This window comes from Streptomyces broussonetiae, from assembly GCF_009796285.1.
Classification (GTDB): domain Bacteria; phylum Actinomycetota; class Actinomycetes; order Streptomycetales; family Streptomycetaceae; genus Streptomyces; species Streptomyces broussonetiae.
The window spans coordinates 5,244,740-5,257,919 of sequence record NZ_CP047020.1 but is presented as its reverse complement, the minus strand read 5'-3'; the positions used below and the strand labels follow the sequence as shown (position 1 = coordinate 5,257,919).

General features: G+C 71.2%; 13 protein-coding genes. 6 read left to right on the top strand and 7 right to left on the bottom strand.

Going from position 1 to position 13,180, the window contains the following annotated elements:
- Positions 1–314 precede the first annotated feature (314 nt).
- From acs to GQF42_RS24345, 4 genes are all read left to right on the top strand, one after another.
- Positions 315–2,270 carry an acetate--CoA ligase gene (acs, locus tag GQF42_RS24360; RefSeq protein ID WP_158923238.1) on the top strand — a complete coding sequence of 652 codons (1,956 nt, stop codon included), beginning with the start codon at positions 315–317 and terminating at the stop codon, positions 2,268–2,270.
- 206 nt (positions 2,271–2,476) lie between these two features.
- Positions 2,477–3,925, top strand: coding sequence for a Na+/H+ antiporter NhaA (gene nhaA, locus GQF42_RS24355; RefSeq protein ID WP_158923236.1), 1,449 nt, complete (start codon positions 2,477–2,479; stop codon positions 3,923–3,925).
- Between the two features lie 125 nt (positions 3,926–4,050).
- Positions 4,051–4,539 (top strand): phage holin family protein, encoded by a 489-nt coding sequence (locus GQF42_RS24350; RefSeq protein WP_158923234.1) that lies wholly within the window; start codon positions 4,051–4,053, stop codon positions 4,537–4,539.
- Complete coding sequence (locus GQF42_RS24345) at positions 4,536–5,468, top strand: alpha/beta fold hydrolase (protein ID WP_158923231.1); 933 nt, start codon at positions 4,536–4,538, stop codon at positions 5,466–5,468. Before GQF42_RS24350 ends, GQF42_RS24345 begins: the two co-directional genes overlap by 4 nt.
- Before the next feature lie 354 nt (positions 5,469–5,822).
- Here the strand turns inward: GQF42_RS24345 and GQF42_RS24340 are convergent, their stop codons facing one another.
- The 3 genes from GQF42_RS24340 to nth form a co-directional block, all read right to left on the bottom strand.
- Positions 5,823–7,022, bottom strand: a complete 1,200-nt coding sequence (locus tag GQF42_RS24340) for a MarP family serine protease (protein ID WP_158923229.1) — start codon at positions 7,020–7,022, stop codon at positions 5,823–5,825.
- Between the two features lie 118 nt (positions 7,023–7,140).
- The gene (locus GQF42_RS24335) at positions 7,141–7,833 is read right to left on the bottom strand and encodes an NUDIX hydrolase (protein WP_158930513.1); all 693 of its coding nucleotides are present in this window, start codon (positions 7,831–7,833) and stop codon (positions 7,141–7,143) included.
- 56 nt (positions 7,834–7,889) lie between these two features.
- Positions 7,890–8,825, bottom strand: a complete 936-nt coding sequence (gene nth / locus GQF42_RS24330; RefSeq protein WP_158923227.1) for an endonuclease III — start codon at positions 8,823–8,825, stop codon at positions 7,890–7,892.
- Between the two features lie 276 nt (positions 8,826–9,101).
- Between nth and GQF42_RS24325 the strand changes: the two genes are divergently transcribed.
- Positions 9,102–9,776, top strand: coding sequence for a Crp/Fnr family transcriptional regulator (locus GQF42_RS24325; RefSeq protein WP_158923225.1), 675 nt, complete (start codon positions 9,102–9,104; stop codon positions 9,774–9,776).
- A 159-nt stretch (positions 9,777–9,935) separates the two neighbouring features.
- Entirely contained in the window at positions 9,936–10,757 is an 822-nt protein-coding gene (locus GQF42_RS24320; RefSeq protein ID WP_158923223.1) for a nucleotidyltransferase domain-containing protein, read from the top strand.
- Between the two features lie 7 nt (positions 10,758–10,764).
- Here GQF42_RS24320 and GQF42_RS24315 read toward each other — a convergent pair whose 3' ends face one another.
- Genes GQF42_RS24315 through GQF42_RS24300 form a run of 4 tightly spaced genes read right to left on the bottom strand, consistent with a single transcriptional unit; the run spans position 10,765 to position 13,170 of the window.
- Positions 10,765–11,595 (bottom strand): MBL fold metallo-hydrolase, encoded by an 831-nt coding sequence (locus GQF42_RS24315; RefSeq protein WP_158923221.1) that lies wholly within the window; start codon positions 11,593–11,595, stop codon positions 10,765–10,767.
- Positions 11,592–12,476, bottom strand: coding sequence for an NUDIX hydrolase (locus GQF42_RS24310; RefSeq protein ID WP_158923219.1), 885 nt, complete (start codon positions 12,474–12,476; stop codon positions 11,592–11,594). Before GQF42_RS24310 ends, GQF42_RS24315 begins: the two co-directional genes overlap by 4 nt.
- Before the next feature lie 59 nt (positions 12,477–12,535).
- Positions 12,536–13,012, bottom strand: a complete 477-nt coding sequence (locus GQF42_RS24305; protein ID WP_158923217.1) for a RidA family protein — start codon at positions 13,010–13,012, stop codon at positions 12,536–12,538.
- Positions 13,009–13,170, bottom strand: a complete 162-nt coding sequence (locus tag GQF42_RS24300; RefSeq protein ID WP_003975360.1) for a DUF4177 domain-containing protein — start codon at positions 13,168–13,170, stop codon at positions 13,009–13,011. The genes GQF42_RS24305 and GQF42_RS24300 overlap by 4 nt, the downstream gene beginning before the upstream one ends.
- Positions 13,171–13,180: the final 10 nt, after the last annotated feature.

Below are 13,180 nucleotides of genomic sequence, written 5' to 3'. Positions count from 1 at the left end.
AAAAGTCACACCCTCCCTTTACTCTTATTGCGAGTCATTTACCGGGCGTGCGCCATCCCGCCCAGCCGGCCCGGCCGCATCGCATCCGGACCGCCGCACCCGGGGTGGAGTGGCGCGTCTGCGAGCTTCGGTCAAAGGGGAGTTGGGGCCACAGGGAGGCACTTCCGGGCGGCCGAGGAACGGGCATATCCGTGCGAGCCCACACGTTCCCGACAGGTCTAAACCAATTTGTCCGACAACTCTTGTCATCGGACCCCCGGGTCTGATGAGCTGTGGGCTGGGACACAACGGACACCCTTCGAAAGGGAGATGTCGTGAGCAACGAAAGCCTGGCCAACCTGCTCAAGGAAGAACGCAGGTTCGCGCCGCCCGCCGACCTGGCCGCGCACGCCAACGTCACCGCGGAGGCGTATGCACAGGCCAAGGCTGACAGGCTCGGCTTCTGGGCCGAGCAGGCCCGTCGGCTGACCTGGGCCAAGGAACCGACCGAGACGCTGGACTGGTCGAACCCTCCGTTCGCGAAGTGGTTCAAGGACGGCGAACTGAACGTCGCCTACAACTGCGTGGACCGCCATGTGGAGGCGGGGCACGGAGCCCGTGTCGCCATCCACTTCGAGGGCGAGCCCGGCGACAGCCGCTCGATCACCTACGCGGAGCTGAAGGACGAGGTCTCCAAGGCCGCCAACGCCCTGCTGGAGTTGGGCGTACGCAAGGGCGACCGAGTCGCCATCTACATGCCGATGATCCCGGAGACCGCGATCGCGATGCTGGCCTCGGCCCGGATCGGCGCCGCGCACTCGGTCGTCTTCGGCGGCTTTTCGGCGGACGCGCTCGCCACCCGGATCCAGGACGCGGACGCCAAGGTCGTCATCACCGCCGACGGCGGCTACCGGCGCGGCAAGCCGTCGGCGCTCAAGCCGGCCGTGGACGAGGCGGTCGAGAAGGCGGCGGGCGTCGAGCACGTGCTCGTGGTGCGCCGTACCGGGCAGGACGTGGCCTGGTCCGACGAGCGGGACGTGTGGTGGCACGACCTGGTCGGCCGGCAGTCCGCCGAGCACACCCCGGAGGCGTTCGGGGCCGAGCACCCCCTGTTCATCCTCTACACCTCCGGTACGACGGGTAAGCCCAAGGGCATCCTGCACACCTCCGGCGGTTACCTCACCCAGACGGCGTACACCCACTGGGCGGTCTTCGACCTCAAGCCGGAGACGGACGTGTTCTGGTGCACGGCCGACGTCGGCTGGGTCACCGGGCACTCGTACATCGTCTACGGCCCGCTGGCCAACGGCGCGACGCAGGTCATGTACGAGGGCACTCCGGACACCCCGCACCAGGGCCGGTTCTGGGAGATCGTGCAGAAGTACGGCGTCACGATCCTCTACACGGCGCCGACCGCGATCCGGACGTTCATGAAGTGGGGCGACGACATCCCCGCCAAGTTCGACCTGTCCTCCCTGCGCATCCTCGGCTCGGTGGGCGAGCCCATCAACCCCGAGGCGTGGATCTGGTACCGCAAGCACATCGGCGCGGACCGGACCCCCGTCGTGGACACCTGGTGGCAGACGGAGACCGGCGCGATGATGATCTCGCCGCTGCCCGGCGTCACCACCGCCAAGCCCGGCTCCGCGCAGACCCCGCTGCCCGGCATCGGCGCGACCGTCGTGGACGACGAGGCGCACGAGGTGCCCAACGGCGGCGGTGGCTATCTGGTGCTGACCGAGCCGTGGCCGTCGATGCTGCGCACGATCTGGGGCGACGACCAGCGGTTCATCGACACCTACTGGTCCCGTTTCGAGGGCAAGTACTTCGCCGGTGACGGCGCGAAGAAGGACGACGACGGCGACATCTGGCTGCTCGGCCGGGTCGACGACGTAATGCTCGTGTCCGGGCACAACATCTCCACCACCGAGGTGGAGTCGGCGCTCGTCTCGCACCCGTCGGTCGCCGAGGCAGCCGTCGTCGGCGCCGCCGACGAGACCACCGGACAGGCGATCGTCGCCTTCGTGATCCTGCGCGGTACGGCCGCGGAGACCGAGGCACTCGTCGGCGAGCTGCGCGACCACGTGGGCGCCACGCTCGGCCCGATCGCCAAGCCCAAGCGGATCCTGCCGGTGGCCGAGCTGCCCAAGACCCGCTCCGGCAAGATCATGCGCCGGCTGCTGCGCGACGTCGCCGAGAACCGCCAGCTCGGTGACGTCACCACGCTGACGGACTCCACGGTCATGGACCTGATCCAGACCAAGCTGCCGGCCGCGCCGAGCGAGGACTGAGCAGCACCGCCTCACCAGGGGGCACCCGGCCGACAGGCCGGGTGCCCCCTGCGCGTCTAGCGTGAGGAGCACCGGTCCCCACAGCACCCCTTGGGCAACCACGAAACCTTAGGTAAGCTAAGTAAAGCGTCAAGAACGCAACAAGGGTGTGCCGGGAAGTCTGGTCGGCGAGACGAGCCGTCCTGCCCAGCCACCGGAGGTCCCCCGTGACCGCGCCCCGCGCCCGCACCCGCACCGCACCCCGCAAGGTCCTGGGCCGGCTGTCCCTGCCCGAGCGGGCCTTCGTGGCGGACGCGCTGCGCACCGAGACCGTCGGCGGGGTCCTGCTGCTCCTCGCCGCCGTGGCGGCGCTGATCTGGGCGAACATCCCCGCCCTCCACCACAGCTACGAGGCGGCCGCCGACTTCCACCTGGGCCCCGGCGCGCTCGGCCTCAACCTCTCCGTCGCCCACTGGGCCGCCGACGGGCTGCTCGCGGTGTTCTTCTTCGTCGCCGGTATCGAACTCAAGCGCGAGCTGGTCGCCGGGGACCTGCGCGACCTGAGGGCCGCCGTGCTGCCCGTGATCGCCGCGCTGTGCGGCATGGCCGTACCGGCGCTCGTCTACACCCTCACGGCTGTCACCGGACACGGCTCGACGCTGGGCTGGGCGGTGCCCACCGCCACCGACATCGCCTTCGCGCTCGCCGTCCTCGCGGTGATCGGCACCTCCCTGCCCGGCGCCCTGCGCGCCTTCCTGCTCACCCTCGCTGTCGTCGACGACCTCTTCGCGATCCTGATCATCGCGGTCTTCTTCACCGACCGGCTGAACTTCGCCGCCCTCGGCGGGGCCGTCGCCGCCCTGGCGGTCTTCTGGCTGCTGCTGCGCAAGGGCGTGCGCGGGTGGTACGTGTACGTGCCGCTCGCGGTCGTGATCTGGGCGCTGATGTACAACAGCGGCGTGCACGCCACCATCGCCGGTGTGGCGATGGGCCTGATGCTGCGCTGCACCACCCGGGAGGGCGAGGAGCACTCACCGGGCGAGCACGTCGAGCACCTGGTGCGGCCCCTGTCGGCCGGGCTCGCCGTACCGGTGTTCGCGCTGTTCAGCGCCGGGGTGAAGGTCTCCGGCGGGGCACTGCAGGACGTGTTCACCAAGCCGGAGACGCTCGGCGTGGTCCTCGGACTGGTCGTCGGCAAGGCGCTCGGGATATTCGGCGGCACCTGGCTCACCGTCCGCTTCACCCGCGCCTCGCTCAGCGAGGAGCTGGCCTGGGCCGACGTCTTCGCGGTGGCCTCCCTGGCCGGAATAGGCTTCACCGTCTCCCTGCTCATCGGCGAACTGGCCTTCGCCGGGGACACCGTCCTGACCGACGAGGTGAAGGCGGCAGTCCTCGTCGGATCGCTCATCGCGGCGGTGTGTGCGACGGTGCTGCTGAAGATACGCAACGCCAAATACCGCAGGCTGTGCGCGGAAGAGGAGCGCGACGACGACCTCGACGGCATCCCGGACGTGTACGAGCAGGACGACCCGGCCTATCACCTGCGCATGGCCGAGATCCACGAGCGCAAGGCCGCCGAACACCGGCGCATCGCCGCCGAGCGGGCTGCCGCGGCCCGCCACGGGCTTGCGGAAGTGACGGGCGGGGCAGGCGAGGAGAGCGACCGTCCGGCATGATCTGACGAGACGGTACAAAACTAGACGGCCACACAAGCAGGACGGCCGGACCGGACGGCCGCACGAGCCAGGTGGCCGTACCGACCGGACACCTGCGGCACGAGACATCTTTGAGGGAGAACGCGATGAGCGCACCCGACGGCAGCCCGGTCGGCGCCGAACGCAGCATCGGCCAGCTGTTCGCCTCGGCGACGACCGAAATGTCGGCGCTGGTGCACGACGAGATCGCGCTGGCCAAGGCCCAGCTCAAGCAGGACGTGAAGCGCGGAGCGGCCAGCGGCGGTGCCTTCACGGTGGCGGCCGTGGTGCTGGTCTTCTCCCTGCCGATGCTCAACTTCGCCCTTGCGTACGGCATCCGGACCTGGAGCCACTGGAACCTGGCGATCTGCTTCGTGCTGTCCTTCGCGGCCAACGTGCTCGTGGCCCTCCTGCTCGCGCTCATCGGCCTGGTCTTCGCGAAGAAGGCCAAGAAGAGCCAGGGCCCGCGGAAGGTGGCCGCGTCGATGAAGGAGACGGCGGGCGTCCTGCAGAACGCCAAGCCGCACCCCCGCGCGGAGCTGCCGCAGGACCGCACCCCCGCGGCCATCGAAGCTGTGGCACGCTCGTCGTCATGACCGACCCCGCACCTTCCGCCGTACGGATCGACGTTCCCGGCGGGAAAAGAGTGAGTCACCGGGACGTCGCCGCCAACGGCGCGCGCTTCCACATCGCCGAACTCGGCGACGGCCCGCTGGTGCTGCTGCTGCACGGCTTCCCGCAGTTCTGGTGGACGTGGCGGCACCAGCTGGTGGCACTCGCGGACGCGGGCTACCGGGCGGTGGCGATGGACCTGCGAGGCGTCGGCGGCAGCGACCGCACGCCCCGTGGGTACGACCCCGCGAACCTCGCGCTGGACGTCACCGGCGTGATCCGCTCGCTCGGCGAGCCGGACGCGGCGCTGGTCGGCCACGACCTGGGCGGCTATCTGGCGTGGACGGCGGCGACGATGCGGCCCAAGCTCGTACGACGCCTCGCCGTGGTGTCGATGCCGCATCCGCGGCGCTGGCGCGCGGCGATGCTGCGCGACGCCCGGCAGACGGCCGCCAGCTCCTACATCTGGGGTTTCCAGCGGCCGTGGATTCCGGAGCGTCAACTCACGGCGGACGGCGGTGCGCTGGTGGGCCGGCTGATCCGGGACTGGTCCGGCCCACAGCCTCCGGAGGACGAGGCGGTGCAGACGTACCAGCGGGCCATGTGCATCCCCTCGACCGCGCACTGCTCGATCGAGCCGTACCGCTGGCTGGTCCGTTCGCTGGCCCGCCCGGACGGCATCCAGTTCAACCGCCGTATGAAACGCCCCGTTCGGGTGCCCACGCTGCATCTGCACGGCTCACTGGATCCGGTGACCCGCACCCGCAGTGCTGCCGGTTCGGGCGAGTACGTCGAAGCCCCGTACCGCTGGCGGCTGTTCGACGGCCTGGGTCACTTCCCGCACGAGGAGGACCCGGTGGCGTTCTCCACGGAGCTGGTCAACTGGCTGAGGGACCCCGAACCCGACCGGTGACCGATGGGTGACGGGCCGGATGCGTGGAGTATCCGCTTCCTGAACACTTGTCCGTCGAACGGCCACATGCCTGCCGCATAGGCCAATTGGGGGGCGCACACGCGGTTATCGACCTTCGAGCGGGGCACACGTCGGGGTATGGGCTGGACGCACGACAGTGACGCACCCCGCAACCGCCGCTCGACCGCCGGTGTGAGCGCGCCGCAGCGAGGCACCCCGCACCTTGCGGAGGCGGACCTCAGGGTAGGGATCCCGCACATCCTTCGCCGCCGGGCCCGCTGGGTCTCGGTGCGCCTGCGCCATCCGCGCGGCTGAACGTCCGCGCGGGGCAGCACGGGGCTTTCCCTCCGGGCGTCACAGGGCGCAGCTGTCCGTACCCACTTCTTCGGTCGCCGTACGTCCCCGGTCGATGTCGGGGCGGATCTCGTCAGCCGTGAGGGCGTAGCCGGTCTCCGCGTCGTCGAGGGACTTGGCGAACACCACGCCGTACACCCTGCCCTCGGGGGTGAGCAGCGGGCCGCCCGAGTTGCCCTGACGGACGGTCGTGTACAGGGAGTAGACGTCTCGGCTGACCGTGCCGCGGTGGTAGATGTCCGGGCCGTTGGCCGTGATGCGCCCGCGCACGCGCGCGGCGCGCACGTCGTACGAGCCGTTCTCCGGGAAGCCGGCGACGATCGCACCGGCGCCCCCGGACGCGTCCGCGCCGGAGAACCGCAGCGCGGTCGACCTCAGGTCCGGTACGTCGAGGACGGCGATGTCGCGCTTCCAGTCGTACAGGACGACCTTGGCGTCGTACTTGCGGCCCTCGCCGCCGATCTGCACCGTCGGCGCGTCGACTCCGCCGACCACGTGCGCGTTGGTCATGACGCGGCGGTCGGCGAAGACGAAGCCGGTGCCCTCCAGGACCTTGCCGCAGCTCTGGGCGGTGCCGGTGACCTTGACGATGGAGCGCTGGGCGCGGACGGCGACCTGGCTGCTGGCGAGCGTCGGGTCGGGCGGCTGGACGTCCTTGATCGGCTCGTTGGCGAAGGGGCTGAAGACCTGCGGGAAGCCGTTCTGCGCGAGAACGGTGGAGAAGTCCGCGAACCAGGTGTCGGCCTGCGCGGGCAACGCCCGGGAGACCCCGAGGAGCACCTTGGAGCCGCGCACCTCCTTGCCGAGCGTCGGCAGCGTGGTGCCGGCCAGGGCGGAGCCGATCAGCCAGGCGACCAGCAGCATCGCGACGACGTTGACGAGCGCGCCGCCGGTGGCGTCCAGGGCGCGGGCCGGGGACCAGGTGATGTACCGGCGCAGCTTGTTGCCGAGGTGGGTGGTCAGGGCCTGGCCGACGGAGGCGCAGACGATGACGACGACCACGGCGACCACCGCGGCGGTCGTGCCGACGGTCGCCTTGTCGGTCACGGCGTCCCAGATGACGGGCAGCGTGTACACGGCGACGAGGCCGCCGCCGAGGAACCCGATCACCGACAGAATGCCGACGACGAAGCCCTGGCGGTAGCCGACGACCGCGAACCACACAGCCGCGACCAGCAACAGGATGTCCAGCACGTTCACTGCTTGAGGCCTCGCCTATTCCCTATCGCTTCCCGCGGCTCGGACGGGGGTCCGGCCCGCCACTCAGTGGCAGAGGGACACAGCGCCCCCGGAATGACACAGCACGGGGGACACCCTGTCATGACCGCCAGTCGAGCGGGACCCGCTTGTCTCTGTCCCAGGGGCGCTCCCAGCCCGCGTAGTGGAGCAGGCGGTCGATCACGCCGGCCGTGAAACCCCACACCAGGGCCGATTCGACCAGGAATGCCGGACCTCGGTGACCACGGGGATGGACGGCGGTGGCGCGGTTGGCGGGGTCCGTGAGATCCGCCACGGGGACCGTGAAGACCCGCGCGGTCTCGTTCGGGTCCACGACACCGACCGGGCTGGGCTTGCGCCACCAGCCGAGCACGGGGGTGACGACGAAGCCGCTGACCGGGATGTAGAGCGCGGGCAGCACGCCGAAGAGCTGGACTCCGGACGGGTCGAGGCCCGTCTCCTCCTCGGCCTCGCGCAGCGCGGCTCTGAGCGGGCCGTCGGCGTGCGGATCGCCGTCCTCGGGGTCGAGCGCGCCGCCGGGGAAGGACGGCTGCCCGGCATGCGAGCGCAGCGAACCGGCGCGCTCCATGAGCAGCAGCTCGGGGCCTCTAGCGCCCTCGCCGAACAGGATCAGCACCGCCGACTGCCGGCCCGCACCGTTCTCCGGCGGGAGGAAGCTGCTCAGCTGGATCGGCTGGACCGTCTCCGCCGCCCGCACCACCGGCGCCAGCCAGTCGGGCAGCCCCTCCTTGCTCAGTGTCACCGCGCCCCGCGCCTCGTCGGCCCTCGTCATCGCCACCCCCGTCGCCTCTGCCTGTTCCAACGCCCGAGGGCCCCGAGATCGTTCCGTCACACGGCCCCCAGCGGTGCGGCCGGCTTGCCGCCCGCGTCGAGGTACGCCTGCGGGGGCTTGAGGCGCTGGCCGGGGAAGCCGCCCTTCTCGTACTTCAGGAGCTTGTTCGCCTTCTCCGGATCGGTCTCGCCCTCGCCGTAGGCCGGGCAGAGCGGGGCGATCGGGCAGGCACCGCAGGCGGGCTTGCGGGCGTGGCAGATCCGGCGGCCGTGCCAGATCACATGGTGGGACAGGTCGGTCCACTCGCCCTTGGGGAACAGCGCCCCGACGGCGGCCTCGATCTTGTCCGGGTCGGTCTCGTCCGTCCACTGCCAGCGACGGACCAGCCGCTGGAAGTGGGTGTCCACGGTGATCCCGGGCCGCCCGAAGGCGTTGCCGAGGACGACGAAGGCGGTCTTGCGGCCGACACCGGGCAGCTTGACCAGGTCCTCCAGCCTGCCGGGCACCTCACCGCCGAAGTCCTCGGCCAGGGCCTTGGAGAGCCCTATCACCGACCTGGTCTTGGCCCGGAAGAACCCGCAGGGGCGCAGGATCTCCTCGACCTCGTCCGGGTTGGCGGCGGCCAGGTCCTCGGGGGTCGGGTACTTGGCGAAGAGCGCCGGGGTCGTCTGGTTGACGCGCAGGTCCGTGGTCTGGGCGGACAGCACGGTGGCGACCAGCAGCTGGAAGGGGTTCTCGAAGTCCAGCTCCGGGTGGGCGTACGGGTACACCGCGGCCAGCTCGCGGTTGATGCGGCGGGCGCGGCGGACCAGGGCGGTGCGGGACTCCTGCGCCGCGGGCTTCACCTCGGCCTTCCCGACGGGCACCGCCTTCTTCACGGCGGGGGGCTTCCCGCCCGCCACGGCCTTCCTGGTCGCCGTGACCTTCTTGGCGGCGACCTTTTTGGCCGTTTTTCCGGTTTTCTTACTATCGCCGAGGCTCTGTTCGCCCACGGCGGAATCACGACGTACAACCACCCGCTAAGCCCCCTTGGCCTGTGCTCTCACCGGTGATTTGGACACCCGGCCAGCCTAGAGCCCGGCACCGACATCCGCCCCGGACCCGATGGATCGGCCCCCGATTGGACCCCTGACGCTTACCCCGGGACACCTGTGCGGCATCCTTGTGACAGATCACACTGTTTGGACCGTCCGGCAAAATGGGGAGCACGGTCCCCTGGTACACGGGGGAGCAAGATCCCCTGAGCAGGTCGACAAGGGAGAGTACTCGTGGACGACGTTCTGCGGCGCAATCCGCTCTTCGCGGCACTCGACGACGAGCAGGCCGCTGAGCTCCGCGCCTCCATGAGTGAGGTGACCCTCGCGCGCGGTGACTCACTGTTCCACGAGGGCGACCCGGGTGACCGGCTGTACGTGGTCACCGAGGGCAAGGTCAAGCTGCACCGCACCTCCCCCGACGGCCGCGAGAACATGCTCGCCGTCGTCGGAGGCGGCGAGCTGATCGGTGAGCTGTCGCTCTTCGACCCGGGCCCGCGCACGGCCACCGCGACCGCGCTGACCGAGGTCAAGCTGCTCGGTCTCGGCCACGGTGACCTCCAGCCCTGGCTGAACGCCCGCCCCGAGGTGGCCACCGCCCTGCTGCGCGCCGTGGCGCGCCGGCTGCGCAAGACCAACGACGCCATGTCCGACCTGGTCTTCTCCGACGTGCCCGGCCGCGTGGCGCGCGCCCTGCTGGACCTCTCGCGCCGTTTCGGCGTGCAGTCCGAGGAGGGCATCCACGTCGTCCACGACCTCACACAGGAGGAGCTGGCCCAGCTGGTCGGCGCCTCGCGCGAGACCGTGAACAAGGCGCTGGCGGACTTCGCCCAGCGCGGGTGGCTCCGCCTGGAGGCACGGGCCGTGATCCTGCTGGACGTGGAGCGGCTCGCCAAGCGCTCCCGCTAGTCCCTGGTCCTCGGGGGTCCTCGGGCGGGCGCCGGAAGCTCTCGGTCCTCGGGCGCCGTAGGTCCTTGGTCCCCGGGCGCCGGACGAGCGGTGTCGGTCCGCCGCCCGTCGCCCGAAAACCCGCTGCCCGGGGCAGGGGCCGTACGGGACAGTTGCCCCATGGCTGACACGACCCGCCGCCCCGGCCTGGACGCCCAGGGCTTCATCGCGCGCGAAGGCTCCCTCGCGCGCGTGCCCGACGCCTTCGGCCCGGTCGTGGCCGCCGCCCGAGACCGACTGCAGGCCGCCTTCGGGGCGCGGCTGCACAGCGTCTACCTCTACGGGTCGATTCCGCGCGGCACCGCGCGCGTGGGGCGCAGCGACCTGGATCTGTTCGTCGTCCTGCACGAGGAGCCGGCCGACGCCGACCGGGAGGCCGTTCGGGCGCTCGGTGAGGCCGTCGACCAGGAGTTCTGGCAGGTCGACGGCGTCGGCACCCTGCTGTACGGCCGGGACCGGCTGCTGAGCGATCTGGAGCGCTACGACCTGGGCTGGTTCGTCGCCTGCCTGTGCACCCCGCTGCTCGGCGACGACCTCGCCGAGCAGCTGCCGCGCTACCGGCCCGACTCCCGGCTCGCCCGCGAGACCAACGGCGACCTGGCCCTGTGGCTCCCCCGCTGGCGGAAGCGGATCGCGGCCACCGAGGACACCGAGGAGGCGCGGCGCCCCCTCGTCCGCTTCATGTCCCGGCACCTGGTCCGTACGGGCTTCACCCTGGTCATGCCCCGCTGGAACGGCTGGACCAGCGACCTGCGGGAGATGGCCGAGGTGTGCGGCACCTACTACCCCGAACGCGCCGCACAGCTCCGCACAGCGGCCGAGCACGGCCACGAACCCACCGGCGACCCACAGATACTGCGGACCTGCACCGAGGCCCTCGGCCCGTGGCTCGCCACCGAGTACGCACGCGTACACGGCATCAAGGCACCCAGACCGGAGTGAGCCGGGGCTAGATCAGACCGTGTTCGGCCAGGTAGTCGAGCTGGGCCCGTACCGACAGCTCCGCCGCCGGCCACAGCGAGCGGTCCACGTCGGGGTAGACGTGGGCGACGACCTCGGCCGGGGTGCGATAACCGTCCTCGACCGCCGTCTCCACCTGGGCGAGCCGGTGCGCGCGGTGGGCCAGGTAGAACTCGACGGCGCCCTGGGCGTCCTCCAGGACCGGCCCGTGGCCCGGCAGGACGGTGTGGACGCCGTCGTCGACCGTCAGGGAGCGCAGCCGGCGCAGGGAGTCCAGATAGTCGCCCAGGCGGCCGTCGGGATGCGCCACGACCGTCGTACCACGCCCGAGGATGGTGTCGCCGGTCAGCACCGCCCGGTCGGCCGGGAGATGGAAGCTCAGCGAGTCCGCGGTGTGCCCGGGAGTCGGGACAACCCTCAGCTCCAGGCCACCGACCGTGATCACGTCCCCGGCGGCCAGGCCCTCGTCGCCGAGGCGCAGTGCCGGGTCGAGGGCACGCACGCGCGTGCGGGTCAGTTCCGCGAAGCGGGCGGCACCCTCGGCGTGGTCGGGGTGGCCGTGGGTGAGCAGGGTCAGCGCTATGCGCCTGCCGGCCTTCTCCGCGGTGTCCACGACCGTGCTCAGATGGCCGTCGTCCAGCGGGCCCGGGTCGATGACCACGGCCAGGTCGGAGCCGGGCTCGGCCACGATCCAGGTGTTGGTGCCGTCCAGGGTCATCGCGGAGGCGTTGGGCGCGAGGACGTTGACGGCCCGTTCGGTGGCAGGGCCGGAAAGCACCTGGCCGCGGGGCTGACCCGGCAGCGTACTCGCGTCGGTCATGCGGGGCCTCCACCGGTCGGACCGGGAGTCGTCGGGACGTGCTTGGTGAACTCCTCGTACCCCGGCCAGGACAGGACGATCTCACCGTCCACCAGTCGGGCACCGGCCATCACCGGGGTCATGTCGCGCGCGGGTGCCGCGGCGAGCGCCTCGGCTGCGCGGGCGTACGGCAGCAGCTGGCGCAGGGTGGCGATGGTGGGCGGCATCATCAACAGCTCGCCCTTGTCGTAGCCGGCCGCCGCCTCCTCGGGGCCGATCCACACCGTGCGGTCGGCCTCCGTGGAGGCGTTGCGGGTGCGCTGGCCCTCGGGGAGGACGGCCACGAAGAACCAGGTGTCGTAGCGGCGGGACTCGAACTCCGGGGTGATCCAGCGGGTCCAGGCGCCCAGCAGGTCCGAGCGCAGCACCAGACCGCGCCGGTGGAGGAACTCGGCGAAGGACAGCTCGCGCGCGACCAGCGCGGCCCGGTCCGCCTCCCAGTCCGCGCCGGTGGTGTCACCGACGACCGAGTCCGCGTCGGGCCCGGCGAGCAGGACGCCCGCCTCCTCGTACGTCTCCCGGACGGCCGCGCACACGATCGCCTGGGCGCGCGCCTCGTCGACGCCGAGCCGGTTGGCCCACCACGCGCGCGTGGGGCCCGCCCAGCGCACCAGACGGTCGTCGTCGCGCGGGTCGACACCGCCCCCCGGATACGCGTACGCGCCTCCGGCAAAGGCCATGGAGGCGCGTCTGCGCAGCATATGGACGACCGGACCGGAATCGGTGTCCCTCAGGAGCAGCACCGTGGCCGCGCGCCGGGGGGCCACCGGGGTGAGGGTGCCGTCCGCGAGCGCGCGGATGCGGTCCGGCCACTCCGGGGGGTACCACTGACCGTTCGCCATGGCCGGAGGCTATCCCGTGCAGGGCGAATGTTCGAGAGGTACCCGAGGCCGGCCCGGGGTCACGCGGCCGGGCGGTCCCGGACCTCGACCTGGATCTCGACCTCGACCGGCGCGTCCAGCGGCAGGACCGCGACGCCGACCGCGCTGCGCGCGTGCACGCCCTTCTCGCCGAAGACCTCGCCGAGAAGTTCGCTGGTGCCGTTGAGGACCGCGGGCTGCCCGGTGAAGTCGGACGCGGAGGCGATGAACCCGACGACCTTCACGACACGCACGATGCGGTCCAGGTCACCGACGACGGACTTCACGGCGGCCAGCGCGTTCAGCGCGCACACGCGGGCGAGGTCCTTGGCCTCCTCCGGCGTCACCTCGGCGCCCACCTTGCCGGTGACCGGCAGCTTGCCCTCGACCATCGGCAGCTGGCCTGCGGTGTACACGTACACACCGGACTGCACGGCCGGCTGGTACGCGGCCAGCGGCGGCACGACCGCCGGCAGGGTCAGGCCCAGTTCGGCCAGCTTGGTCTCGACCGCGCTCATGCCTGCTTCTCCCGCTTCAGGTAGGCCACGAGCTGCTCGGGGTTGTTGGGCCCGGGCACGACCTGGACAAGCTCCCAGCCGTCCTCGCCCCAGGTGTCCAGAATCTGCTTCGTGGCATGGACGAGCAGCGGCACGGTTGCGTATTCCCACTTGGTCATGAGGCCGACT

Bases quoted from the DNA above. Each gene is read 5' to 3' on its own strand.
- GQF42_RS24320 (WP_158923223.1), top strand. From the start codon at position 9,936: ATGGCTGACACGACCCGCCGCCCCGGCCTGGACGCCCAGGGCTTCATC.
- GQF42_RS24300 (WP_003975360.1), bottom strand. From the start codon at position 13,170: ATGACCAAGTGGGAATACGCAACCGTGCCGCTGCTCGTCCATGCCACG.
- GQF42_RS24310 (WP_158923219.1), bottom strand. From the start codon at position 12,476: ATGGCGAACGGTCAGTGGTACCCCCCGGAGTGGCCGGACCGCATCCGC.
- GQF42_RS24350 (WP_158923234.1), top strand. From the start codon at position 4,051: ATGAGCGCACCCGACGGCAGCCCGGTCGGCGCCGAACGCAGCATCGGC.
- GQF42_RS24305 (WP_158923217.1), bottom strand. From the start codon at position 13,012: ATGAGCGCGGTCGAGACCAAGCTGGCCGAACTGGGCCTGACCCTGCCG.
- GQF42_RS24315 (WP_158923221.1), bottom strand. From the start codon at position 11,595: ATGACCGACGCGAGTACGCTGCCGGGTCAGCCCCGCGGCCAGGTGCTT.
- GQF42_RS24345 (WP_158923231.1), top strand. From the start codon at position 4,536: ATGACCGACCCCGCACCTTCCGCCGTACGGATCGACGTTCCCGGCGGG.
- GQF42_RS24335 (WP_158930513.1), bottom strand. From the start codon at position 7,833: ATGACGAGGGCCGACGAGGCGCGGGGCGCGGTGACACTGAGCAAGGAG.